Raw genomic sequence first — 23469 nt, forward strand, 5'->3', positions numbered from 1 at the left:
TTTACTAAGATGCGTAAGATTGATAAGCTTGTTCTTCAGGCGTTTTTAGGTCCATTTTCTTTGACATTTCTCGTTGTCATCTTTATTTTCCTATTACGTTTGGTATTGTTTTACTTTGCAGACTTGTTCGGTAAGGATTTGGGTGCTTTTGTGTACGTAGAACTATTTTTCTACTTCTCATTGATCACCATTCCATTAGCGATGCCCTTGTCGGTATTGCTTTCTTCGTTGATGACTTTTGGGAAATTAGGCGAAAATTTCGAACTGACGGCGCTGAAGAGTGCGGGTATTTCCATTTTCCGCATTATGCGTCCCATTTTAGTATCGGCCGTGTTTTTAAGCCTCTTTATGTTTTGGTTTATGAATGTGGCTTTACCTTGGGCGAATATCAAAGGCTGGAGTTTACTGTATGACATAAAGACGACTAAGACGACTTTAAATATCAAGGAAGGTATTTTTTATACCGATTTGACCGGATATTCCATTAAAGTAGGGAAGAAGTACCCAGATAATAAGACGCTGAAAAACCTCCTTATTTACGATCATACGCACAATGACGGTAATCGCCATGTGACTTTGGCGGATTCGGCTTTGATGTATACAATACTAAATAAACGCTATTTAGTGTTTGAACTCTTTAATGGAAAAGATTATCTAGAGGATGCGGATCAAGGTTCCGTGGTGAATCCGACCGAATTAGCGGTGCATGATTTCAAGAAAAGTAAGGTGGTGATGTCATTAGCTGTCTTTGATCTCCAAAAAACGGATGAGCAACAATTCGCTCACCATGAAATCATGCGTAATAATAATCAACTAGCTGATGACGCAGATTCCTTAGCGAATACGATCAGCATTGTCAGAAAGGGATTCTTTAAGGCCTCTGCCGCCAATTTCTTATACTATGTAACGCCGGTAAAGAAAACCTTATCCTTCTTTAATAATACGGATTGGATCAAACCTCGTCTAAAGAAGGAATTAGCTAAAAAAAGCCCCGTTCCATTCGATTTAGCAGCTCAACAGGCGAAAAACATGATTACCTCAGGTGAAACGAATAGAGTCATTTTAGAGGATTATGAAACAAAATTAAACAAGACGAATCTGGAGTGGCACCACAAGTTCACGAATGCGATTGCCATTTTAGTGATGTTCCTGATTGGGGCGCCTTTGGGAGCTATTATTAAGAAAGGCGGATTCGGAGTGCCGGTAGTGGTAGCGGTTTCCTTCTTTATATTGCTTTATATTTTGACACAACAGGGGGATAAAATGGCCAAAGAAGGTGCCTTAATCCACCAAGTAGGAGCATGGCTCGCTAATGCCATCCTAGCATTAATAGGCGCCTACTTCTTGAAGATCGCTTTAGCAGATTCTCGTTTGTTTGAAACGGACTTCTATAAGGTGATTTGGGACCGACTGAAAAACAAGGTAAGTGGAGTCAAAACAGACGCCTAGAACATTTGTTTATTAGACAATAAAATTGTACTTTTGCAAATTCAATAATTATTTAAAACTTAAACTGGTAAAAGATGTATTTGTCACCTGAGAAAAAACAAGAAATTTTCGAAACAAAAGGGAAAGCAAAGTCTAAAATCGATACTGGTTCTTCTGAATCGCAAATTGCGTTATTCACGTACAGAATCAACTATCTGACTGAGCACTTAAAGAAAAACAAGAAAGACCACAGCACACGCTTAGGACTTTTGAAATTAGTAGGTAAGCGTCGTAGCTTACTAGATTACTTAACTCGTACTGATATCACACGTTACCGTGCGATCATTCTAGAATTAGGTATTCGTAAATAAGAATAACAGGGCTCCATTTCATTGGAGCCCTATTTTATTCTCCCGCTGTAAACGTTTGAAACGTTCAAACAAATCTTAAATCACGCGAGGTTGCGTGAAATTTATTCAAAATCGTATGTCATTTAACATCATTACAAAGCATATTTCAATGCCAGACGGCAAAGAAGTCTCGATTGAAACTGGCAAGTTAGCCAAGCAAGCAGACGGAGCAGTCGTTATAAGATCAGGAAATATGATGTTGTTAGCTACTGTAGTGGCTAACAAAGAGGCCAAAGAAGGAGTTGATTTCCTTCCTTTATCAGTAGATTATCAAGAAAAATTTGCGTCCAATGGACGTATCCCAGGAAGTTTCTTAAAAAGAGAGGCGCGCCTTTCTGATTATGAAATTTTGATCTCTCGTTTAGTAGACCGCGCATTGCGCCCTACTTTCCCAGATGATTACCATGCAGATGTTCAAGTATTAATTAACTTGATATCAGCAGATGCTGAAGTATTACCAGATGCATTTGTCGGTTTAGCTGCAGCTGCAGCTTTGGCCGTATCTGATATTCCATTCAACGGACCTATCTCTGAAGTCCGTGTAGCTAAAATCAACGGTGTATATAAAGTAAACCCAAGCGTAAGCGAATTAGCTGGAGCTTCCTTAGAATTATTAGTTGCTGCAAACGCAAACGATATTTTAATGGTAGAAGGTGAAGGAGACGAAGTTTCTGAAACCGAAATGCTAGAGGCTTTACGTATTGCTCACGAGGCGATTAAAATTCAGTGTACTGCATTGAATGAATTAACCATCGCCTGTGGTAAAACAGAAAAGCGCATTTATAGCCACGAAACACATAACGAAGAGTTACGTGCAGAATTGTGGAAAAACTATTACGAGAAATACTTAGCCGTAGCTAAGTTGGCTAATCCGAAGAAAGACGAGCGTAAAGCTGGTTTCAAGGCAATCGTAGACGAATTTATAGCTACCTTACCAGAAGATCATACCGTAAATCTTTCATTAGCGAAAGTATATTTACACGATATCGAAAAAGAAGCTGCTCGTCAATTAGTATTGCAAGAGCGCTACCGTTTAGATGGTCGTAAATTGAATGAAATCCGTCAAATCACGTGTGAAGTAGATTATTTACCTACGCCACATGGTTCGTCTGTTTTCACTCGTGGTGAAACTCAATCCTTAACTACCGTTACATTAGGTACAAAAATGGATGAGCAAATTATCGACCAAGCGATGACACAAGGGTACAACAAATTTATGTTGCACTATAACTTCCCAGGCTTCTCTACAGGTGAGGTAAAACCTAACCGTGGAGTAGGACGTCGCGAAGTAGGTCACGGAAACTTAGCGATGCGTGCGATTAAGAAGGTTTTACCTAAAATGGAAGACTTCCCCTATACTTTACGTATCGTTTCTGATATCTTAGAATCAAATGGTTCGTCTTCGATGGCGACAGTTTGTGCGGGTACTTTGGCCTTAATGGACGCAGGTGTAAAAATCAAAGCGCCCGTTTCAGGTATCGCAATGGGATTAATTTCTGATGCTAAAACAGGTAAATACGCTGTATTATCTGATATCTTAGGTGATGAAGATCACTTAGGTGATATGGACTTTAAGGTAACGGGTACTGAAAATGGTATCACAGCTTGCCAAATGGACATCAAAGTACAAGGTTTATCTTACGAGGTTTTAGCGGAAGCTTTAACTCAAGCGAAAGAAGGTCGTTTACACATCTTAAATGAGATGAAGAAAGCGATGCCAGCCGTTAGAGAAGATTTCAAACCTCAAACTCCACGTGCTACGGTTATCAAGATTATGAAAGACCAAATCGGATCGGTAATCGGACCAGGTGGTAAAGTAGTTCAAGATATTCAAAAGCAATCAGGAGCAACTGTTACGATCGAAGAAAAAGAAGATGGTGGATACGTAAGTATCTTCTCTGCTAACGGAGATGCGATGGCGAAAGCGGTCAGCATGGTACGTGGAATCGTAACATTACCAGAGGTAGGAGAGATTTACGAAGGGAAAGTGAAGAATATTCAAGCATTCGGAGCTTTTGTGGAATTTTTACCGGGTAAAGATGGTTTATTACATATCTCTGAGATTTCATGGGATCGCATCGACACAATGGACGGTGTTTTCAAAGAAGGAGATAAAGTACGGGTTCAATTAGTCGAGGTAGATAAGAAAACGGGTAAATTCCGTTTATCTGCTAAGGTTCTTTTACCTAAGCCTGAAAAACCAGAGGCTCCAGCAGCTTCAGCTGAATAATATTAGTATATCCTGAGTCGTCTGCTTCGGTGGGCGACTCATTCATTCTGTTGTAAGATCTTATGAGACAGCTAAAAATTAGCAAACAAATTACCAACAGGGAAAGTCAATCTCTAGACAAATACCTTCAAGAGATCGGTAAAGTCGATTTATTGACTCCGGATGAAGAGGTAATCCTCGCGCAGAAAATTCGCGAAGGGGATCAATTGTCTTTAGAGCGTTTAACGAAAGCAAACCTTCGTTTCGTGGTATCCGTTGCAAAACAATACCAAAACCAAGGTCTTAGCTTAGGTGACTTAATTAACGAAGGAAATTTAGGTTTGATCAAAGCAGCACAACGTTTTGATGAAACTCGTGGTTTTAAATTCATTTCATATGCTGTTTGGTGGATTCGTCAATCGATCCTTCAAGCTTTAGCAGAGCAATCTCGTATCGTACGTTTGCCTTTAAATAGAGTAGGTTCTTTGAATAAAATTTCAAAAACTTTCTCTGAATTAGAGCAAAAATTCGAGCGTGAGCCATCTCCTGAAGAATTAGCAGAAGTTTTAGAAATTTCAACTGGAGAAGTGGTAGACACCTTGAAAATTTCAGGTCGTCACGTTTCTATGGATGCTCCATTCGTTCAAGGTGAAGAAAACTCACTTTTAGACGTATTAGAGAATGATTCTGAGGACAAACCAGATTCTGGTTTGATTAACGATTCACTTCGTCGTGAAGTACAACGGGCGCTTTCTACCTTAACTCAACGGGAGGCTGATGTGGTTACCTTGTATTTTGGCTTAAATGGCGAACATGCGATGACTTTAGAAGAGATCGGTGAGAAATTTAATTTAACTCGCGAGCGTGTGAGACAAATTAAAGAGAAAGCGATCCGTCGTTTACGACACACTTCTCGAAGCAAAGCTCTAAAAACATATCTTGGATAAGTTGTAAAAAGCCTCTTACGAGGCTTTTTTTTGCTATGGCATTTCCTAAAGGCATCATCGAACTCGTAGACTCTTTATACCAACAAGGTGTAAATGAGGCTATTATTTGCCCAGGATCTAGAAATGCTCCCTTAATGATCGCCTTAACGCGTCACGGTGGGTTTACTTGCTATTCCGTCTCGGACGAACGCTCAGCTGGATTTTTTGGCTTAGGAATCGCTCTTAAGAAAGATCGCCCGGTTATTCTTTGCTGTACCTCAGGCTCTGCTGGTGTAAACTTTGCGCCAGCCGTCCTAGAAGCCTTCTTTCAAGAAGTTCCACTTATCATTTTAACGGCAGACCGTCCGAAAGAATGGATTGGACAATGGGATGGCCAAACAATTTACCAAGAAAACCTGTACGGAAATCATTCCAAAGCCTTTTTTGATTTCGAAACGGATGATTGCTCTTTAGCACCTTCGACAGCCTTAGCGGAACCAAGAGGACCAGTGCAGATTAATGTGCCGATTAGGGAGCCGTTTTATCCTGAACCCGGTTTTGTCTTGGAAAAAAGTGAGACTTTTTCCCTGCCACAAAACCTGTCAAAGCAAAAAGCACAAAGCACAAAGAATAAAGTTGACTTTTCTTATTTCAACCAAGAAATCACTAAAGCAGAGAAAATTCTCGTGACCGTAGGTCAAATGGAAGACAATTCGATCTTCGAAACTTTATCTGCTTACGGGATTCCAGTTATAGGGGATGCAACCTCGAATTGTGGCAGTACCATCGCTCATGATTTACTTTTAGCGGACGAGTCTTTATGGCCAGCCTTACAACCAGACTTGCACATTCACTTCGGAAAATCCTTTGTTTCTAAACGAATTAAGCAATTTTTGCGTTCTAACAAGCCTAAACAATCTTGGCTAATCCACCCGAATCCAATCGGTAGACCTGATCCATTTCTTTGTTTAAGTCATATCATAAATACGAATGCGTCGTCATTTATTGAAGGGGTGGAGTGGAAACAAAAAAACTGGAATGTTTGGAATTCAACTAAAATAGCAACGCTGCAGGCTGATTATTTTGCCCAACCAAATTGGACCGAGATTCATTTGTACAACCAAATTACAGAGGCGATTGAGCAAGAATCAGCGGAAGTTCATGTAGCTAACTCATTAGCAGTCAGATACATTAATTGGACTTTGGCAAAATTCAATACAACGGAGGTCTTTGCAAATAGAGGCACAAGCGGTATTGATGGATGTTTGAGTACGGCCGTAGGAGCAGCCCAAAAAACAGATAAATTATGTATTTCCATTATAGGAGACGTGGCGTTTCAATACGATCGCAATGCGCTTTGGAATAAATACCTACCCGCTAACTTACGGATTATTGTCTTAAATAATGGGGGTGGAGGTATCTTCCGAAACCTAGATGGGGCAAAAGATTTACCGGAATTGACTGAATTTATGGAAACCGAACAAGGTTTTACGGCAGAAAATACGGCTAAAGACGCTAAAATTAGCTATTTCTCAGCCAGCAAAACCTCCGATTTAAAGCTAGATGCCTTTTTCAAAAACAAAGGCCCAGCACTTTTAGAAATTCATACGAATTCAGTCGAAAACGCGGAGGAATTGAAAAGGTATATGGCTTTATTTAAGGCTTGATTTGGCCTGAATTTTGGCCCAATTCTTTAAATACAACTCATTTTTAGGATCTTTTTCTAAAGCCTTCTTCACATAAGAAGCTGCTAAATCCCATTGCATTCGCTGTATGGCTAGATATCCTAAATTATTATAAAGTAAATCGGTATATTTCCCGGTAGCTAAAGCCTTTTTAAAGACCGCTTCCGCTAAATCGATATCATTCATCTCTTGCATGACTACGCCCTTATTGATCAGTGTTTCTACCGAAGTAGAATCGAGGGACAAAGAACGTTCATAAGAAGCCAGAGACCCCGATAAATCCTCTTTTTGCAAAAGAATATCACCTTGAAGCGTCCAATTAGCCGCTGAATCTGGGAAAGATTTCACTAATAATTGAGCGGAAGGCAAAGCCTCATCGAAACGCTCCATGGTTTGCAGCATTTCAGCCTTTTTAAAGAGGGCAGGAGCGAATTTCGGATCTAATTCAATTGCTTTCGAAAAGTCCGCTAAGGCCTCTTCATTTTTTTCTAAGGTTTGGTAAATTAAGCCCCGGTTATAATACGCATCTGAGAAATCAGGTTGCTTTCCGATGGCTTCCGTATACCATTTAATCGCTTCATGGTACTCTTTTTCCTTCCATTTCGCATTACCGCGTAAAAAGAAAGCCGATGCTTCTCGCTTTTCATCTTCCGATGCGTTACTACAAGCAAAAAGTACAATAGAGGTAATAAAAATTATCAGGTATTTCATGTTCCGAAAGAAAGTACAATTTAAATAATTCAAATTTCATTCGCATCTTTGTAGCTTAATTAAATGTAAAATTATGGCATACGCAGAAATGTTAACCGATAAAGGGTTAATGAATATTGAATTCTATACAGAGGATACACCTATCCATGTGAAAAATTTCATCGACTTAGCTGAAAAAGGCTTTTATGATGGTATTTCTTTTCACCGAGTAATTAACGATTTTGTTATCCAAGGAGGTTGCCCAGAAGGAACTGGAGCAGGAGGACCGGGATATACTATTCCTTGCGAATTAACTGGAGATAACCAATACCACGATCGTGGCGTTTTATCGATGGCACACCGTGGACCGAATACAGGTGGTTCACAATTCTTTATTTGCCACTCACGTAATAATACGGCTCACTTAGATCGTAAGCACACGTGTTTTGGTAAGGTAGTAGAAGGAGTAGAAGTGATCGATTTAGTACGTGAAGGAGATAAAATCCAAAGCGTTAAAATCATTCAAGACTAATGCATTTTATCAAAGAAATAATCCATCCGCAGATGCGAATCTCACTTTTTGAGTGGAATTCGAAGTATATCGTGAAGTTCGAAACTCCACAACTGGAGCAGAGCTACAAGTATTCTGTAATGGATTTTTCTTCCCTAAAAGAAATAGAGGAGCTGGTATCCAGCTCCTCTTATCAAGACTTTGTCCTACAGACCTTTAAAAATATGTATGCCGAAATGGCAAAAAACATAGATTAATTGCCTCCTAACCATTTATGGCGTAATTTCAATTGCGCCTCTGTCGGATTAGCATCGGATTCAATAGCAAATGCTTTCAAAGGCGTTTGTTGCACCGCCACTAAGAAAGTACGTTCCATTCCATCTCTTTTTACCGAAAACACTAAGGAATCCCCAGGTTTCTTATCAGCTAATAACTTATCGATTCCTGGAAAATCAGCGTTGTTGACTTTAAGTATCTCATCACCTACATTTAATCCAGCCATATAGGCTGCTCCACCTTTATAAATTGAGATTACGCGACCTGCTGAGATAGAAACCCCTACATAAGGAATTGATTTCGCTAAGTTCGCATCTGTGAATTGATAGCCAAAAGCCTTAAATATACTCGAATAAGCAGGAGTCTTCACTCCATAAATATGCGTCTTAAAGAAATCCGCAGCGGAAACTCCGGCCACTTTAGAGAAGGCATCTTCTAATTCTGCATCGGTAAAACCACGACCTGCTTTTAAATAATAGGTTTGGTACAACAGCTTAAATACATCATCTAAACATTTAGCACCCTTCGTTTGCTGAATGATCCACATATTTAATACACCACCTAAAATAGAGCCTTTGTCGTAATAAGAAACGCTAGAGTTACGGGAATTCTCATTAGGGCGGTAATATTTAATCCAAGCATCCCAACTAGCTTCAGCTGCTGATTCCACTTGATTTCCCGGTGTATTTTCAACACCTGCGATTTCATCCCCTAAACCCTTGATATAATCCGCCGTAGAAACCATTCCCGTGCGTTGATTGATCACATCCGCATAATAGCTCGTAATTCCTTCTGATAACCATAAATTATGCGTGTAATTCTCATTTTCATAGTCAAATGGCCCTAAAGCTTTGGGACGAATACGCTTCACATTCCACAAATGGAAATATTCATGCGCTAATAAATTCATAATCCCTTGGTATCCTTTCACACTTTCATATCCAGAACGCGTTACCTGACAAGTCGTTGAATACAAGTGCTCTAGACCGCCGCCGCCCCGATTTAAATTATGTATGATGAACAAATAATGATCACATGGATGTTCTCCTACCACTTTCTGAGCCTCTTCAGCCATCTTTTTTACATCAGCTAGGAATTTGACTGAATCGACTTTCGCTGGGCCATAAAAGGCTATTTGATGAGGAATATTGTTCACTTTAAAGTCCCAAACCTTGTGATTCCCAATCTCAATAGGGGAGTCTATCAACTCATCTAGGTTCTTAGCCACATAATTGAAGCCGCCTACATTTTTCATCGCGGTCGACACCTTTTTAAAGTCTTTGTACGGAATAATACTTAATTCCTGAGGTAATGCAGCAAACTTAGGTGCAAACATCAACACGCTGGCTGGATTTATGTAACCATGTGCGTCATCTAGAAAAGACGTGCGAACAGACATTTCGTAGGCATAGACTCGGTAATTAACAGAAACTTGCTTGAGACCTGGGCTCAGAGAAACACGCCATGTATTTTTGTTTATTTTAGAAATGGTGATTTTTTGGCCAGCGGATTCCACCGAAACAGACTCTACATTTTTAGCAAATTCCCGAATTAAATAGGATCCTGGTGTCCAGGCAGCCATTTTTAGATCGACAAAATTGATTTCTTTGCTGACATCTACTGTCGTTTTTATTTCAAAATAATGAGAAAAAGGCTCTGACATCCTGATCTCGTGCTTGATGGGTACTGCTAAACTGCAGAACGACAGTAAAACACCGAATAATACTAGTTTTAAATTCATATATATTTTTGTTGAGAAATAGATTTTAGTAAAATTATAAAAATCAGCCGTATAGTCTAACATGTGCTATTTTTTTCCAAATAATTCTAAATCTCTAAACAATTATTTGACATAAAAATCGTATTATTGTTTAGTCGTGATAATTGACAATAAACCTATGGTATTTAGATCATCCTTTTACTGCCTCGTCCTCTTTTTATCCCTTCATTTCTCGTCTTTCGCTCAACAGTCTTTGGCCTTTGAGAGTAATCAGATTCATTTTAATCAAGGAAAAGAATATTTCGATGCCGCAAACTATGTAGCAGCGCGCGAGGAGTTCGCAAACTACTTAAGCAGGCAATCTGATCCGACTAAAAACGAAGTAATTTTAGCTGAATACTACCAGGTCTTATGTTCTCTTTATTTAAATCAACCCGAGATTGATGTTTTAGGTTATCATTTCAATCTGAACCACCCGAATAGCCCACAAAGTAATTTACTTTTCAGAAGAATTGGATTGTATTTCTATGATATAGCTAATTACGCGAAAGCGATTCGTTACTTAGAAAGTTCTTCATTAGGCAACGTAGAAGCGCGTTATAAATTAGGAGTGGCCTATTTTGAGACAAAAGACTTCGATAATGCTTTAGCTCTTTTCAATGAAGTAAAGACGGACCCAGATGAAGAATATGCCTTTTCTGCAGCTTATTATGCGGGTGTGATTCATTACCAACAAAAGAATTACCTGGAAGCCATTGCTGATTTTAAGAAGTCAAACGGTCATTCTAAATTCCGCAAAGACTTACCTTATTGGTTAATCTCTTCCTATCAGCAAACTGCCCAATGGGATGAACTATTAAAGTATGCGGAGCCTATTATCTCCACACACCCTGATTTAGCCTTATTAGTGGCCGAAGTTCAATTTAAAAAAGGATTGTATGCGAAGGCAGCAAAAAGCTTTGGCGATTACTTGACAGTCCATAAAAATGAGGCTGCGACCTATAAAAAGGGATTTGCACTTTATTCAATTGATAAATACGAGGATGTTATTCAATCGATTACGGGATTATTAAAAAATGATTCTTTAGGCCAAAAAGCCTTTTATCTTCAAGGTTTAGCCTTATTAAAGCTAGGAAAAAAATCGGATGCTGCTACGGCATTCAATCAATCAGGAGCTTTAGTTTTTGATTTGAATCAGCAAGAAGAGGCTCAATTTAAATCCATTAGCATTTCCATCGATTTAGGAAAGTGGTTAGAAGGATTAAAAGCTATTGAACAATTTGGAAAAAAATATGCTAGTAGTTCATTTACGGCTGCTTACCAAAGTTTCGCCGCCGATGCCTTTTTAAAATTATCCTCTTTGCAACCAGCAACGGCTTTGATGAAATCGGGCATTTCGATTTCAGATGAAATGAAGGTAGCCTATCAAACGCTTACCTATAATTTAGGAATAAAGGCGTACAACCAGGAGCAATACAAAGAAGCCCTTAGCTTTTTCGACCAAGCCATCGCACAAGCGGCTAATCAAAACCTAATGGATGAAGCCTCTTTCGGAAAAGCAGAGTGTCTTTCTCAATTAAAAGATTTCGATGCCGCTATTCAGGTGTACAAGCCTTTATTAACAGGCAAACACTCAGCAGATTTCCTACAAAGAAACCGTATTGGTATTGCCTATGCCTATTTCTCAGTAAAAGAATTCACTAATGCGAATACCTATTTCAAGACTTACGTAGACCAATTGAAGGTAAATCCATCCGGAAAAGCCAATGCAAATGCACTTCTTCGTCTAGCAGACACCTATTTAGTAGCTAAGAATTATAGCGAAGCATTAACTTATTATAATCAAGCGATAGAAAATGTAAAAACGGAGAAGGATTATGCGATGTATCAAAAAGGGATCACGCTAGTTTACTTAGAGCGGGATGCAGAAGCAAAAGCAACCTTTCAAGCCTTAAAGAAGTCGTTTCCTAATACGAAGTTTGGTGATGACGCTAGTTTTCAAGAAAATCTAATCTCCTTTCGTGCGGGTAAATATACTGAGGCAATCGCAGGATTCACCGATTTGATAATAAATCAACCTAATAGTCCCTATTACGCAGAATCTATCTTAAAAAGAGCGCAATCCTATTCGAATTCGAAGCAGCCGGAGAAAGCCATTACGGATTATAAGGTGGTCATCGAAAAGTACGCGAAAGAAGCTTTTGCAAAAGATGCCGTGGCGGGTCTTCAGGAAGAGTTAAATGGGGTAGGACGTCCAGAGGAAATGACTGCTTATTTAAATATGTACCAAAATGGCAGCCTAAATGATGAAGAAAAGACCGATTTAGAATACCAAGCGGCTAAAGGAATTTATTTAGGTGAAAAATACGATAAGGCTATCGAGCCTTTGAAAAATTTCATAGCACATTTCCCTGCTGATGAACGTGTTAGCGAAGTAACCTACTTAATAGCTGATGCAGCGAATCGGTCTAATAATAAGGCACTAGCTTTTGAATTTTACAAAAAGGTGATTGAACAAAACGTTCATCCATCTTTAAATTCCGTTATCACGAAGGTTGCTGATATCGAATTTGATTCAGCAGCTTATCGGAATGCTATTGTTCACTACCGATTATTAAAGGAAAAAGGAGTGGATTCAACGGTCATTATTCGTTCGAATAAACGCATCCTTGAATCCTATCTTAAATTAACTGAATTAGATTCTGCTCTAATTGCCTACCAGGAATACCACGCGTCTGCTACAAAAGAAGCTGACGGAATAGAACAATCAGCTTTATTATTCCTTGATATTATTCAATTAAATAATGCAAAGGGCAATTATGCAACATCGAATGAGATGATTTTGGAGAAATTCAGAAATGAATTTGCCGAAGTGGCAGATGCTACCTTAGGAAAAGCCTATTTAATTTTAGCTAAAAATTTGTTTGAGCTTAAAAATCTTGCCCAAGCTAAGGCCACCTTAAAATCTATTATTGATAATTCAGAGGATAAAGAAAGCGTTGATGCTGCTAAAACCTTAATGAAAACCTATTTCCCTAAATAATGAATATGAGATTCACATCTAAGATCGTTATAGCATCCTCTTTTAGTCTGATTTCCATCTTTAGCAATGGTCAACAGAAGAAGGAGGGGTCCATTCAAAATGAAGAGTTTGTCACGCAAAAGGTGCGTAAAATAGAAGTACAGCCTGCGATGAGCCGTACATTTGAAGCATTAAATGAAGTTCCTGATTATAGCAAAGATCATAAAGTAGATTTTAATTTTGATGTTGCTAAGCCACAATCACTCGTTTTGCCCAGTATCCAAACTAACGTAATTGGACCTCGGACAGGAGAGGAGTTAAAATCCCCTTTTGGATCTAAAGCAAAAAACTCGATTAAAATTGGTGCTGGAAATTATGGCCACACTTTATTGAATGGACATTTTGGCTATAATCCCACCGAAAAAGAATCAAGAGGATTGTATATTAACCATGATGCTAATTCCATGGGACCCACTGGAAATGCTTTTTCAAGTCGTTCCGAAAATGAAGTCAAAGTATACTCGCAGTCACTTTGGTCAAAAGCTTTATTAAAAGCTTCGATAGACTACCGTCGCACCGCAACTAATTTTTATGGCATTAAGGATGTCATCGTCATCCCTGCAAATATAGATGCCTTTGGTATAAATTATAACTTACTAAAATTCAATGGTGACATCTTCAGCGCAACGGAAGGTAAAAAGTTTAGCTATCAAGCAGGAACCGAATTTTCTTCATTAGCCGGGAATTTAGCTCCTAAAGAATGGATGTCTTCCAGTTATATTAAATCATCTTACGCTATTTCTGACGGACTTTCATTGCGCGTAAACGCAGATGCCACACTTTCAAACTTCACTAGTAACACATCTATCAACCGAAATTTCTTCCGTTTACAGCCAAGTATCTCGTATGATATTTTACCCCGCTTGATTTTAGAAGCAGGTATAAATGCCATACAAGATGAAGAGCTAAGAATTTACCCTAAAGTACATGTTCGATTCATAGCAAATGACTTTATTCGCTTATTTGCTGGTTTTGAGGGTAATACACAGTTTAATTCCTACAGCAGCAGTTTAGTAGTAAACCCCTGGCTATCACAATCCATCGGTTTACAAAATACCCAACAAAAATGGATGCTTTCGGGAGGTTTAACGGGTAGCAACGAGCGTAATGTACATTACGAATTGAAAGCATCCTATGGTGAATATGCTAAAATGGCCTTCTTTACAGCCTCTGCAGCAGACTTATCCCAATTTGATATTCTATATTCCAATGCCGACGGGGCCGTTTCTGTCTTACAAATGCAAGCCAACTTCAAAATGTCTATTTCTGATAAGGTTCAAACCGATTTGCAGGTAGATTATACGAATTATGGAAATTTAGGGAATCTATTGTACGCCTACCACCGACCTAATATTCAAATCGCCTGGAGAAACACCATTAATGTCCTACCTAAATTAAAGGTATTACCTGAAATTTACTTTGTAGGCGGATTATATGGCTTTAATCCAAGAACTCAAAAGGCAAGCACGCTAGATAACATCGTAGATATCAATGTAAAGGGAGAATATGCCATTACAGAGAAATTCACTGCCAGTTTATCCGCTAATAATATCCTCGGAAAAAATTACCAGCGATATTTATTTTATCCGACGCAAGGTTTTAACTTTACAGCAACTCTCGCATATTCATTTTAAAAATGACCGAATTTTATACCTTTCTTGAGCACTTACTATACGAGCACGAATGTGTGATAATCCCTAATTTTGGGGGTTTTGTAGTCAATGCACAGGGCTTTTCATTTAATGAAAAAGAAGGAAAAATTCATCCTAAGAAAAAATTTGTTGCCTTCAACGAAAAACTGAAAACAGATGATCGATTCTTAAGCACTGAATGGGCTAGGAAGAAGTCAATTAAGCAAAAAGAGGCAGCTGTAGAAATTGCTAACATAAGTAAAGAATTAAAATCACTACTTGTATCACAGGGTGTTTTAACAATAGGAGTCTTAGGTTCGTTTACCTTAATTCAAGAAAATCGTATTTCATTTTCTCCTAACCCAGATTTTAATGCTGATTTAGCTGTTTTTGGACTTTTCCCTGTAGGGCTAGGGTATATTGTTATAAAGGAGAAGAAACCTGAGCTAATTTCAGCACCTATTGCTGAAGATTTACCAGAAATAACACTAGAGGAAATTAAACCGCTACAATTGTCTAGATCCATCTATGTATATGCTTTTATAGCCTTTATACTAGGAGGACTCGGTGCCTTTTTCTTAACTGCCCCTCCAACTAATCAATCGCAAAGCTCTTTAAATCCCATTAAGATAGAGAAGAAGGTGATTCCTGTTGCAGCCGTTGTTGTACCATTAGCAGATACGATTAAAACTCTTCCTGCACCAGTAGTAGTAGTAGAAAAGGAGAAGCTAGTGCATGCGGAGGTGATTTATTTAGTGGCTGCCAGTTTCCAATCTTTAACACAAGCTGAAAAAGGGTTAAAAGAATTAAAATCACGTGGTTTTGAACAAGCAGAGATCATTCTCAAAAATGAAAAGACTAAATTCTATCGTATTAGTTTAGGATCAGAAAGTTCAATGGATGCAGGGTATGCTAAAGCATTGGAATTAAAAGAATCGAAAAAGATAGATATTTGGGTGTATAAAGCCCTTTAATTCAATGACGAATACAATCGAACAAAAGAATTTAGAACGAAAAAACCAACGGAAGGCATTAGCGATCACGCTAGTGATTCAAGGTTTGTTGTTCTTATTGTTTTGGTATGCGAAAGTATGGTCAGCGGAAGAAATGAAGCTTGAATTACCTGAACCTGGTTTTCAAGTGAATTATGGTACAGATGATGAAGGGGGTGGAAATGTGCAGTCCTTTAATCAGGCTAGTGATCTACCCAATAATGAGGAATCCCAACCTGCAGAGAAAGAAACCGAAGTGGCTTCCGTAAGCAAAGCAAAACCAACCCCTAGCTCTAAAGAAACCGTTATTTCATCGGTGGTAAAAAGTCCAGTCAGTATTTCTGAAAACACGAAAAAGACAGCTGTTGTTTCGACAAAACCGGTACCTGAACCCGAAGAGAAAATCGATGAAGGTGCTTTATTTAAGAAGAAAACAACCAGCAATGGTACAAGAGGGACTAATCCAAATCCAGGAGGTAATTCCAATGGAACTGATGCTGGTAAAATAGGGGATAAAGGCAGCCGAAACGGGACCATCAATAATTCAACTAATTATGCTGGCAATGGCGGAAACGGAGATGGCGCAGGTAATTCATCTGTCAACATCGCCGGCTGGAGAATTGCTAATCGTCCTAACGTAAAAGATGATACTGGTGAAACGGGGTTAATCCGATTCACGATCAAGGTCGATGAGGACGGGAATATTATTAAATTAGTGATTGCGGAGAATTCATTCTCTAATTCTTTGGCACAGAAATACAAAAGAGCCATTGAAAAGTCTAAATTCATCAAAACTTCTTCAGGACCTAGTCCGAAAGAAGCGACCGGGTCTATCACCTTCCGAGTAGGAGAAAGATAGGCATTCCATGAATTATTCAGAGTCTATTTCCTTTTTATATGCTCAGCTTCCCGTATTTCATCGAGAAGGAGCAAAAGCCTATAAACCTGGCCTAGGAAACATTGAAGCGCTTTGTGAGCTAATGGACCATCCAGAGCGTTCATTTAAATCTTTGCATATCGCGGGTACTAATGGAAAAGGGAGTTCGTCTCACTTTATGGCTTCTATCCTGCAAGAACACGGTTATAAAGTGGGTTTATATACCTCACCCCATTTAAGATCATTCACCGAAAGAATTAAAATTAATGGGTTAGATATAGCAGAGGAATGGGTCGCTGACTTTGTCTCCAAGCATTTGGACTTAATCGAAAAAGTACGTCCCTCATTCTTCGAATGGACAGTCATAATGGCCTTTTCGTATTTCAAAGAGCAAAAAATTGATTATGCCATTATAGAAACCGGTTTGGGTGGGCGATTGGATTCGACAAATATCATTTCCCCTTTGACCTGTTTAATTACCAACATCAGTTTTGACCACCAAGATTTACTAGGCGATACCTTAGAGAAAATAGCATCAGAAAAGGCGGGTATCATAAAATCAAAAACACCGGTTACCATTAGTGAAAAGCAGGCTGAAACCTCAGAGGTCTTTCTAGTAAAAGCAGCCGAAATGCAGGCGCCCATTCAATTTGCTGCAGATATCATTTCTTCTTTGGATTTTAACTTCGGCAGTCCAACTTGGGGTTCCATGAAGATAAACAGCCCCTATGGAGGCATATACCAACAAAAAAATATCAGGGGAGTCCTTGCCTGGTGTGAGCAAATACAAACGCAGATTCCATTAGAGGGCATGAAAATTCAAGCTGGCATTGAGAATGCAAGACTAAATACGGGATTACAAGGGCGTTGGGAAATTTTGGGAGAAAATCCTAAGGTGATTGCTGATACGGGACATAATAAAAGTGGAATATCAGAAATCCTTATACAAGTACGTCAGGAGAATTTTGATCGCCTCTTTGTCATTCTAGGCATGGTCGCTGATAAAGATATCGAATCCGTATTATCTCTATTCCCTTCAGATGCCACTTATTTCTTTTCGCAAGCAAATAATCCTAGAGCCATCGAAGCAGTAGAGCTTCAAAAATTAGCCAAAACTAAAGATTTACATGGTGAGGTAATCCTCTCCGTCAATGAAGCCATAGCCAAAGCAAAATCACTTGCAAATCCATCAGATGGAATTCTCATCTGCGGAAGCACTTATTTAGTCGGAGAGATTACATTTTAATTAGCGTTCAAATTGAGCAGACGAAAAACAGCCAAATACAATCTTGCCTTAGAGTTAGACAATGTGATTCAAGAACCAAAACCTCTTTTTGGTGTTCTTCAGGGCAAATGGAAATCAGATTTTTTTAAAAATGAGAATCGGCTAGTTTTAGAACTTGGGTGTGGGAGAGGTGAATACACCAATGGATTAGGTAAACTATTCCCAGAAATGAATTTCGTAGGAATTGATGTCAAAGGAGATCGTTTAGCACAAGGTGGTCGAGCTGCTAGAGAGCTCGAATTATCCAATACCGCATTTCTTCGAATTCACATGCAAGAGATTGAAGCACACTTTGCCGAAAATGAAGTAGATGAAATTTGGATTACCTTCCCAGACCCACGTTTAAGAGATCGGGATGAAAAGCGACGATTGACCTTCCATACTTTCCTGAATCGCTACAAGAAAATTTTAAAACCAGGAGGTACCCTTCATTTGAAAACTGACTCACTGCCATTCTTCGAATTTTCAGAGGAATCATTAGCAAACAATGCCTGGGAAATTAACGTCAAGACAAATGACTTATATAGTTCAGAATGGAACGAAGATCATTATGGAATAAAGACACGCTTCGAACAGATGTTTCATGAACAAGGATTTAACATCAATTACCTCAGAGCAAAAAACTTGAAATAAAAAAAGCCTCTCCATTGAGAGGCTTTTCAAATTATATCAAACGTTAGATTAACCTACGCGAGCGATTAGATCAGCTGCACGAGAAGAATAACCAAATTCGTTATCATACCAACCTACCACTTTAACTAGGTTACCCATTGCAGTAGTTAACTTAGAATCTAAGATACAAGAGTGTTGGTTACCGATGATATCGATAGAAACAATTTCGTCAGTCGTATATTCTAAAATACCTTTCATTGGTCCATCTGCAGCAGCTTTTAAAGCAGCATTGATTTCAGCAACAGTAGCATCTCTCTTTAAAACAACCGTAAAGTCCGTTACAGAACCATCTGGAGTAGGAACGCGCATCGCATTACCATCTAATTTACCTTTTAAATGAGGTAAAACTAAACCTACCGCTTTAGCAGCACCTGTAGATGTAGGGATAATAGAATAAGCAGCTGCACGTGAACGACGTAAATCTGAGTGTGGAGCATCTTGCAAGTTCTGATCAGCCGTGTAAGCATGAACAGTTGTCATAAATCCTTTTTCAATACCAAACGCATCATCTAATACTTTAGCCATTGGAGCTAAACAGTTCGTTGTACAGGAAGCATTAGAGATAATAGTCATCTCATCTGTTAAGGTATCATCATTTACACCTAAAACGACAGTAGGAATATCACCCTTAGCAGGAGCGGAGATAATTACTTTACGAGCACCAGCCGTTAAGTGTTGTCCAGCACCATCTTGATCGATGAAACGACCAGTTGATTCTAATACCACATCAATTCCTAAAGCACCCCAAGGTAATAACTTAGGATCACGCTCTGCAAAAGCTTTGATAACGTGGCCATTAACAGTAATGCTATCAGCATCAGATGTAACAGTTCCATTAAAACGACCATGAACTGAATCATACTTTAGTAGGTGTACCAAAGTAGCATTATCAGTTAAATCGTTTATAGCAACGATTTCAACATTTTCTTTTTCCAATAAACGGCGGAAGGTAAGTCGACCGATGCGACCAAAACCATTAATAGCAACTTTAATTTTTTTCATTGAATAAATTAATTTGATTTCATACAAAGATCAAATATAGCATTTTAAATGTATTATTCCAAGAGTAATAGGATTAAATAAACCCTTTTAAACGTTTAAATGCCCTATTTTACAAAAGTAAATCACGTTATTTTAATTTAGCTCAATAGCTAATTATATAAATTTTATGCAAAAACTGGACGGATACGTTTTTTATTCAAACTATTTTTGCATATTTGTATGAGAAAATATTGCTCCAGGTCGATGGGGTAGGGGAGTGACAGAATGTCACTTGTCTTTTTAGCTAAATTTCTAGCACAAATACTCCGAATATTATTTTGCGTTAATCCATAACTAATTAATAATCAGATAAATGACTTATTAAAGTTAAAGTTAAATTTATGGCAGAATTTTGGCTACTTTCTGCTTAATTCTTTAACTGACGTGGATTTTATTTCCTCCGATCTCGGGAAGCCAAGGCTTTTTTGATTAATTTGCATCTTCATTTATTGCATATCATTTTTATGAATTCATTAGAAAAAATAATTTTAGCTGCATGGGACAACACAGAACTACGTTCGAAGGCTGAAACCATAGAAGCAATTGAAAAAGTCGTAGACTTTGTAGATAAAGGGGAGTTACGTACCGCTGAACCTAAGGCAGATGGTAGCTGGCAAGTGAACGAATGGGTGAAGAAAGCGATTGTGATGTATTTCCCTATTCGCCAAATGGCCGTTTCGGAAGTGGGTATCTTCGAATACCACGATAAAATGCGTTTGAAATCAAACTATAAAGAATTAGGCGTTCGTGTGGTTCCTCCTGCAGTCGCCCGTTATGGCGCTTTCTTAGCTAAAGGAACGATCCTGATGCCATCTTATATCAATATTGGTGCTTATGTAGACGAAGGAACCATGGTAGACACTTGGGCTACCGTAGGATCTTGTGCGCAAATCGGCAAAAACGTACACTTAAGCGGTGGCGTGGGAATCGGTGGTGTATTAGAACCACCTCAGGCCTCACCTGTGATCATTGAAGATGGAGCCTTCATAGGCTCTCGTTGTATTGTAGTTGAAGGAGCACATATCGGAAAAAGAGCCGTTTTAGGTGCTGGAGTTACTATTACTGGCTCATCTAAGATTATTGATGTTTCAGGCCCTGAGCCTGTGGAATACATTGGATATGTGCCAGAAAACTCGGTAGTAATACCAGGAAGTATCCAAAAGACTTTCGCTGCGGGTACCTATGGCGTTCCGTGTGCCTTAATTATTGGAAAAAGAAAAGAAAGTACTGACTTAAAAACATCACTTAATCAAGCATTAAGAGAGAATAACGTAGTCGTTTAGTAAATATCAAAAAATAATGCCCGGTTCATAGCCGGGCTTTTTTATGGAAAATGAATTGAAAATTGGTGAATACAATCACCTTCGTATCGTTAAAGAGGTTCCATTTGGCCTATATTTAGATGGTTACGAGGATGAAATCCTATTACCATTGCAATACGTACCTGAAGCGTATGAAATCGATTCATCAATCGATGTATTCATTTACCGTGATTCGGAAGATCGAATCATTGCGACTACCTTAAAACCCTACGCTACCATTAAGCAATTCGCTTATTTAGAAGTGAAATCAGTCACTCCTTTGGGTGTATTCCTTGAATGGGGCTTAGCAAAGGACTTATTTGTTCCCTTTAGCCAACAATATCAAAAAATGGTCGTAGGGAAATTCTACTTAGTATATATTTATTTAGATGCCCAAACAGATCGCATAGTCGCTTCTGCCAGAATTGAAAACTTCTTTCCTGCTTTCATCGAAGACGAGGAAGAACGCTATGCACCAGGAACTAAGATAGAAGCTGTTCCATTTGAATACACTGATTTAGGAATAAAATGTTTGATTGACAATTGTAAAATAGGGATGTTGTTCAAAAACGAGATATTTACAAATGTTATATTAGGTCAAAGTACATTTGTATACATTGAGAAGTTGCGCGAAGATGGTCGACTAGATTTACGTTTGGAACCTATAGGAATGGTTCGATTAGATGCACAAGTAGAGAAAGTATTACAAGCTATTAAAGATAATAAGGGTGTCCTTTATCTTCACGATAAAAGCCCTGCAGAAGATATCTATGATCAATTAGGTATGTCGAAGAAAGACTTCAAAAAAGCCATCGGGGGTTTGTACAAAAGTAAACTGATAACATTGCATTCTGACTGCGTTTCACTTTTGTGAACAACAAGGTAATCTAATTGTGATTTGTAAATTACATTAGATTGTTTAAATTTGTAGTACATTAATCATGTTTACAAAGATGAATCTAAGTGCTAAAATAGAATTGTTAATTCAGGCGAAGAAACTAAGTGCCTCTCAGTTTGCAGATACCTTAGGAATACCCCGTAGTAGTATCTCCCACATTCTCTCAGGAAGAAATAAACCTAGCTTAGATGTCGTTCAGAAGATTCTCATCGCCTTCCCTGAAATTCCAGCAGAAGAGCTTTTAGATGATAAACGTGATTTGTCACTTACCGTGTCGGCACCTAAAGTGCTTAGCACTCCCACATCTGTAACTCCGTCGCTTTTTGATGCCCCTATTCCAGTCTCTTCAGAATCGCCTACAAGTATTTTACCTGAACAAACGATCGTACAATCAAATCTCAGACGGCCTAGGGAGACTGGTACTAAAACTCAAATTCCAATAGCAGCCCAAACCTCTACGGTACACTTAGCGAAGAAAATTGAGCGTGTGATCATTTTTTATACAGATGGAACTTTCACAGAAAGTAAACCATTGTAAACAATAAAAGACTTATCCACAAATTCCATAAAAGTTATCCACAAGTTATCCACACTTGTGCACAATTGTATTTTCAAAATTCAGCCTTTATCCCATATTGTTTGAGCCCAATTAATTGCTTAATTTTAATAAATTGAATGATTGATTTATATGGAAAAACTAGATTCGCTGAACCAGGTGGCGCAATTTCACCAAACTTTTGGAGCCCCTATATTGGCTCAACCCTCTATTCCTGCTATCGAGCGTTGTAATTTACGCGTAAGTCTATTAGCAGAAGAATTAGATGAATTGAAAGAAGCTATTGCAGCTAACGACCTTGTAGAGATTGCTGATGCACTTTGTGACTTACAATATGTATTATCAGGAGCTGTATTAGAATTTGGAATGGGGGAAAAGTTCGTCGAATTATTCAACGAAGTTCAACGTTCTAATATGTCTAAAGCTTGTAGCTCAATAGAAGAGGCTGAATATACCGTGAAATTCTATCAAGATAAAGATGGTACGGAGGCGGAAATTAAGGAGGAGAATGGGGTTTGGAAGGTCTACCGTACGGCTGATAATAAGGTGTTGAAGTCGATTAATTATTCACCTGCTGACTTGATTTCTATTCTTAAATGATCAAAATACTCCTCATAGAAGACGAACCTAAAACCGTTCAATCTCTGAAACAAGGATTAGAAGAGAACAACTATGAGGTAGAGGTAGCCTACGATGGCACAATAGCGAAGCAATTAGCGCTTCGCAACAGTTATTCACTGATTGTATCAGACATAATTATTCCAGGCATCAATGGTATCGAACTTTGCAAGCAATTAAGAGCAGAGGGTATTCAAACACCCATACTAATGTTGACCGCCTTGAGTACGACAGATGATAAATTAACTGGTTTTGAAGCGGGAGCAGATGATTATTTAGGAAAACCCTTTGATTTTAAAGAGTTTTTGGCCCGTATAAAAGCCTTATTAAAGCGCTCCTCACAAACTCAATTAGATGCCCAAGTTCTCAAATTCGCTGATTTAGAGATGGATTTACTCAGTAAATTAGTCACTCGATCGGGACAGTCCATCAATTTAACCTCGAAGGAATTTCAATTATTAGAATACTTCCTTCGAAACCAAGAGATGGTCATCTCCAAGGCGCAAATCGCAGAGAATATATGGGAGGTAGAGGACGAAAATAGCTCGAATTTGATCGAAGTCTATGTCAATTACTTACGCAAAAAGGTTGATAAAGGCTTTTCAAGTAAATTGATTCACACGCAATTTGGAAGAGGTTATATCCTTAAAAACGAATAATT

The 23469-nt window shown here is 38.5% G+C and carries 21 protein-coding genes; 18 read left to right on the forward strand and 3 right to left on the reverse strand.

The features are described 5' to 3' along the window. Positions 1 to 9 precede the first annotated feature (9 nt). The 5 genes from ACST13_RS08430 to menD all read left to right on the forward strand — a co-directional run bounded on the left by ACST13_RS08430 (position 10) and on the right by menD (position 6640). Positions 10 to 1449: an LptF/LptG family permease gene (locus tag ACST13_RS08430; RefSeq protein WP_459522752.1), complete on the forward strand. Its 1440-nt coding sequence runs from the start codon at positions 10 to 12 to the stop codon at positions 1447 to 1449. A 74-nt stretch (positions 1450 to 1523) separates the two neighbouring features. Continuing rightward, on the forward strand, positions 1524 to 1799 hold the full coding sequence (rpsO, locus tag ACST13_RS08435) for a 30S ribosomal protein S15 (protein WP_377977958.1): 276 nt from the start codon (positions 1524 to 1526) through the stop codon (positions 1797 to 1799). Between the two features lie 115 nt (positions 1800 to 1914). Beyond that, positions 1915 to 4068 (forward strand): polyribonucleotide nucleotidyltransferase, encoded by a 2154-nt coding sequence (gene pnp / locus ACST13_RS08440; protein WP_459522753.1) that lies wholly within the window; start codon positions 1915 to 1917, stop codon positions 4066 to 4068. 62 nt (positions 4069 to 4130) lie between these two features. Then, complete coding sequence (locus tag ACST13_RS08445) at positions 4131 to 4994, forward strand: sigma-70 family RNA polymerase sigma factor (RefSeq protein ID WP_377982372.1); 864 nt, start codon at positions 4131 to 4133, stop codon at positions 4992 to 4994. 35 nt (positions 4995 to 5029) lie between these two features. After that, a complete protein-coding gene (gene menD, locus ACST13_RS08450; protein ID WP_459522754.1) occupies positions 5030 to 6640 on the forward strand; it encodes a 2-succinyl-5-enolpyruvyl-6-hydroxy-3-cyclohexene-1-carboxylic-acid synthase in 1611 nt (536 codons plus the stop codon). Here the strand turns inward: menD and ACST13_RS08455 are convergent. Next, positions 6626 to 7369: a tetratricopeptide repeat protein gene (locus ACST13_RS08455; RefSeq protein WP_459522755.1), complete on the reverse strand. Its 744-nt coding sequence runs from the start codon at positions 7367 to 7369 to the stop codon at positions 6626 to 6628. The genes menD and ACST13_RS08455 overlap by 15 nt on opposite strands. 73 nt (positions 7370 to 7442) lie before the next feature. Here ACST13_RS08455 and ACST13_RS08460 point away from each other — a divergent pair, with 73 nt between their 5' ends. Both ACST13_RS08460 and ACST13_RS08465 read left to right on the forward strand, forming a co-directional pair. Next, positions 7443 to 7880 (forward strand): peptidylprolyl isomerase, encoded by a 438-nt coding sequence (locus ACST13_RS08460; RefSeq protein ID WP_459522756.1) that lies wholly within the window; start codon positions 7443 to 7445, stop codon positions 7878 to 7880. Beyond that, complete coding sequence (locus ACST13_RS08465; RefSeq protein WP_459522757.1) at positions 7880 to 8116, forward strand: hypothetical protein; 237 nt, start codon at positions 7880 to 7882, stop codon at positions 8114 to 8116. The genes ACST13_RS08460 and ACST13_RS08465 overlap by 1 nt, the downstream gene beginning before the upstream one ends. Here ACST13_RS08465 and ACST13_RS08470 read toward each other — a convergent pair. Beyond that, positions 8113 to 9876, reverse strand: coding sequence for a M61 family metallopeptidase (locus ACST13_RS08470; RefSeq protein WP_459522758.1), 1764 nt, complete (start codon positions 9874 to 9876; stop codon positions 8113 to 8115). The genes ACST13_RS08465 and ACST13_RS08470 overlap by 4 nt on opposite strands. A 157-nt stretch (positions 9877 to 10033) precedes the next feature. Between ACST13_RS08470 and ACST13_RS08475 the strand changes: the two genes are divergently transcribed. The 6 genes from ACST13_RS08475 to trmB are packed head-to-tail and all read left to right on the forward strand — an operon-like array spanning position 10034 to position 18355. Further along, positions 10034 to 12898, forward strand: a complete 2865-nt coding sequence (locus ACST13_RS08475; RefSeq protein ID WP_459522759.1) for a tetratricopeptide repeat protein — start codon at positions 10034 to 10036, stop codon at positions 12896 to 12898. 5 nt (positions 12899 to 12903) lie between these two features. Continuing rightward, positions 12904 to 14571 carry a hypothetical protein gene (locus ACST13_RS08480; RefSeq protein WP_459522760.1) on the forward strand — a complete coding sequence of 556 codons (1668 nt, stop codon included), beginning with the start codon at positions 12904 to 12906 and terminating at the stop codon, positions 14569 to 14571. 2 nt (positions 14572 to 14573) lie between these two features. Beyond that, a complete protein-coding gene (locus ACST13_RS08485; protein WP_459522761.1) occupies positions 14574 to 15542 on the forward strand; it encodes an HU domain-containing protein in 969 nt (322 codons plus the stop codon). Between the two features lie 4 nt (positions 15543 to 15546). Then, positions 15547 to 16419 (forward strand): hypothetical protein, encoded by an 873-nt coding sequence (locus ACST13_RS08490; RefSeq protein ID WP_459522762.1) that lies wholly within the window; start codon positions 15547 to 15549, stop codon positions 16417 to 16419. Positions 16420 to 16426: 7 nt separating this feature from the next. After that, on the forward strand, positions 16427 to 17683 hold the full coding sequence (locus tag ACST13_RS08495) for a bifunctional folylpolyglutamate synthase/dihydrofolate synthase (protein WP_459522763.1): 1257 nt from the start codon (positions 16427 to 16429) through the stop codon (positions 17681 to 17683). A 12-nt stretch (positions 17684 to 17695) separates the two neighbouring features. Continuing rightward, positions 17696 to 18355, forward strand: coding sequence for a tRNA (guanosine(46)-N7)-methyltransferase TrmB (gene trmB, locus ACST13_RS08500; protein ID WP_459522764.1), 660 nt, complete (start codon positions 17696 to 17698; stop codon positions 18353 to 18355). 48 nt (positions 18356 to 18403) lie between these two features. Here the strand turns inward: trmB and gap are convergent, their stop codons facing one another. Then, positions 18404 to 19396, reverse strand: coding sequence for a type I glyceraldehyde-3-phosphate dehydrogenase (gene gap, locus ACST13_RS08505; protein WP_459522765.1), 993 nt, complete (start codon positions 19394 to 19396; stop codon positions 18404 to 18406). Positions 19397 to 19899: 503 nt separating this feature from the next. Here gap and ACST13_RS08510 point away from each other — a divergent pair. The 5 genes from ACST13_RS08510 to ACST13_RS08530 all read left to right on the forward strand — a co-directional run bounded on the left by ACST13_RS08510 (position 19900) and on the right by ACST13_RS08530 (position 23467). Continuing rightward, the gene (locus ACST13_RS08510) at positions 19900 to 20718 is read left to right on the forward strand and encodes a 2,3,4,5-tetrahydropyridine-2,6-dicarboxylate N-succinyltransferase (RefSeq protein ID WP_459522766.1); all 819 of its coding nucleotides are present in this window, start codon (positions 19900 to 19902) and stop codon (positions 20716 to 20718) included. Positions 20719 to 20761: 43 nt separating this feature from the next. After that, the gene (locus ACST13_RS08515) at positions 20762 to 21610 is read left to right on the forward strand and encodes a CvfB family protein (RefSeq protein ID WP_459522767.1); all 849 of its coding nucleotides are present in this window, start codon (positions 20762 to 20764) and stop codon (positions 21608 to 21610) included. 79 nt (positions 21611 to 21689) lie between these two features. Beyond that, entirely contained in the window at positions 21690 to 22172 is a 483-nt protein-coding gene (locus ACST13_RS08520) for a helix-turn-helix domain-containing protein (RefSeq protein WP_459522768.1), read from the forward strand. Between the two features lie 150 nt (positions 22173 to 22322). Continuing rightward, positions 22323 to 22790, forward strand: coding sequence for a pyrophosphohydrolase domain-containing protein (locus tag ACST13_RS08525; RefSeq protein ID WP_459522769.1), 468 nt, complete (start codon positions 22323 to 22325; stop codon positions 22788 to 22790). Further along, positions 22790 to 23467, forward strand: coding sequence for a response regulator transcription factor (locus tag ACST13_RS08530; protein WP_459522797.1), 678 nt, complete (start codon positions 22790 to 22792; stop codon positions 23465 to 23467). Before ACST13_RS08525 ends, ACST13_RS08530 begins: the two co-directional genes overlap by 1 nt. Positions 23468 to 23469 lie beyond the last annotated feature (2 nt).

Source organism: Aquirufa sp. A-Brett2-W8 (assembly GCF_054558755.1).

Bases quoted from the DNA above. Each gene is read 5' to 3' on its own strand.
- ACST13_RS08495 (WP_459522763.1), top strand. From the start codon at position 16,427: ATGAATTATTCAGAGTCTATTTCCTTTTTATATGCTCAGCTTCCCGTA.
- rpsO (WP_377977958.1), top strand. From the start codon at position 1,524: ATGTATTTGTCACCTGAGAAAAAACAAGAAATTTTCGAAACAAAAGGG.
- pnp (WP_459522753.1), top strand. From the start codon at position 1,915: ATGTCATTTAACATCATTACAAAGCATATTTCAATGCCAGACGGCAAA.
- ACST13_RS08480 (WP_459522760.1), top strand. From the start codon at position 12,904: ATGAGATTCACATCTAAGATCGTTATAGCATCCTCTTTTAGTCTGATT.
- ACST13_RS08470 (WP_459522758.1), bottom strand. From the start codon at position 9,876: ATGAATTTAAAACTAGTATTATTCGGTGTTTTACTGTCGTTCTGCAGT.
- ACST13_RS08485 (WP_459522761.1), top strand. From the start codon at position 14,574: ATGACCGAATTTTATACCTTTCTTGAGCACTTACTATACGAGCACGAA.
- menD (WP_459522754.1), top strand. From the start codon at position 5,030: ATGGCATTTCCTAAAGGCATCATCGAACTCGTAGACTCTTTATACCAA.
- ACST13_RS08430 (WP_459522752.1), top strand. From the start codon at position 10: ATGCGTAAGATTGATAAGCTTGTTCTTCAGGCGTTTTTAGGTCCATTT.
- ACST13_RS08465 (WP_459522757.1), top strand. From the start codon at position 7,880: ATGCATTTTATCAAAGAAATAATCCATCCGCAGATGCGAATCTCACTT.
- ACST13_RS08475 (WP_459522759.1), top strand. From the start codon at position 10,034: ATGGTATTTAGATCATCCTTTTACTGCCTCGTCCTCTTTTTATCCCTT.
- gap (WP_459522765.1), bottom strand. From the start codon at position 19,396: ATGAAAAAAATTAAAGTTGCTATTAATGGTTTTGGTCGCATCGGTCGA.
- ACST13_RS08490 (WP_459522762.1), top strand. From the start codon at position 15,547: ATGACGAATACAATCGAACAAAAGAATTTAGAACGAAAAAACCAACGG.
- ACST13_RS08455 (WP_459522755.1), bottom strand. From the start codon at position 7,369: ATGAAATACCTGATAATTTTTATTACCTCTATTGTACTTTTTGCTTGT.
- ACST13_RS08510 (WP_459522766.1), top strand. From the start codon at position 19,900: ATGAATTCATTAGAAAAAATAATTTTAGCTGCATGGGACAACACAGAA.
- ACST13_RS08445 (WP_377982372.1), top strand. From the start codon at position 4,131: ATGAGACAGCTAAAAATTAGCAAACAAATTACCAACAGGGAAAGTCAA.
- ACST13_RS08515 (WP_459522767.1), top strand. From the start codon at position 20,762: ATGGAAAATGAATTGAAAATTGGTGAATACAATCACCTTCGTATCGTT.
- ACST13_RS08460 (WP_459522756.1), top strand. From the start codon at position 7,443: ATGGCATACGCAGAAATGTTAACCGATAAAGGGTTAATGAATATTGAA.
- ACST13_RS08525 (WP_459522769.1), top strand. From the start codon at position 22,323: ATGGAAAAACTAGATTCGCTGAACCAGGTGGCGCAATTTCACCAAACT.
- ACST13_RS08520 (WP_459522768.1), top strand. From the start codon at position 21,690: ATGAATCTAAGTGCTAAAATAGAATTGTTAATTCAGGCGAAGAAACTA.